Source organism: Clostridium sp., from assembly GCF_051656525.1.
GTDB lineage: Bacteria > Bacillota > Clostridia > Clostridiales > Clostridiaceae > Clostridium.
The window spans coordinates 1-1,104 of the sequence record NZ_JBOGCC010000353.1 but is presented as its reverse complement, the minus strand read 5'-3'; the positions used below and the strand labels follow the sequence as shown (position 1 = coordinate 1,104).

The 1,104-nt window shown below is 45.7% G+C and carries 1 pseudogene; it reads right to left on the bottom strand.

Going from position 1 to position 1,104, the window contains the following annotated elements:
* Positions 1-787: 787 nt before the first annotated feature.
* Positions 788-1,104, bottom strand: a pseudogene (locus tag ACRDDY_RS17350) (ISNCY family transposase); the annotation flags it as partial.

The following is a 1,104-nucleotide window of genomic DNA, read 5'->3' as shown; positions in this document are numbered from 1 at the left end:
ATCAGAGCGCGCAGAGAACGGATATTGGTCAGTGTTTTGATAATTTCACTATTTTCCATGTTTAATACAACTCCAATATGAGAAAGATAAATTAAATGGCTAAAGCATAGCCGTTACGGTATGGGCGTAATAAGCCGGTGTCTTTTAACTCAGTTAAAACATGATTAATCACATCACGGCCAACCGAGCCAAAATAAGCCGTAATGCCACGATGGCTAGGTTTTACCGTTTGGCTCAGTATCGCTTGCTTAATTTCAAGGCACAGTTGCTCATTGCACTTATCCAACTCAACACAGTCCGAGCACTCAAACACACCGTCATTCATAGCGAGTGTGTTGGAGTGTGTAATGAGCGTGTCGTTACTATTCAGTGTGTTTACCGTAATTAAAGCAGGCTCAGGGTCACACTATTTATCGACACACTGATTTATTTCGACTGTGTTCGAGTGTGCAGGAGTGTGCGAACGCAAGGTCGATGTCACTAAGACCAGTAACCAGCTCGTTAATTCCAGAGCAGCGGCAGCAATGTATGAAATAAGCATACCATAACGGTCAACCGTGGTTGCGGTATTTGTATTGGCTTGCTGTGCTGACAATGAATCGATTTTATCCAGCAAGGCATTCACTTGAGAGGATATTTTGCGATTTGGTCACTTGCTTAGCGCTTTGCTGTAAAGCGGTGAGGTTACGTGTTAGTACCGATGTAACAAGTAACCAAGGAGGAAAAGAAATATAGCGGAGTAACAAGACGCCTTAATCTTCAGTTGGATTAAGGCGTGAGATAAAAATCAATGGCGAACCTGTTCAAGATCAGCAGCAGTCAAGCCAGTGACACTGAGGATAGTCTCGGCATCAATACCCTTAGCGAGCATATTGCGCGCCATTTCAAGCAGTGCTTCTTGACGGCCTTCTTGGCGGCCTTCCACTCGCCCTTCCAAGCGCCCTTCCAAGCGCCCTTCCAAGCGCCCTTCCATGCGGCCAGTTTGCTTTAATTGTTCAGCAATGGTCATCAGCGTGTCTCCATGTTGCGGCACCTGTGATGCCAGTTGTGTTAACAGAGCTTCGGGATGTTCTGTCTCCCCCACCTGGAACATATAGTTCATCA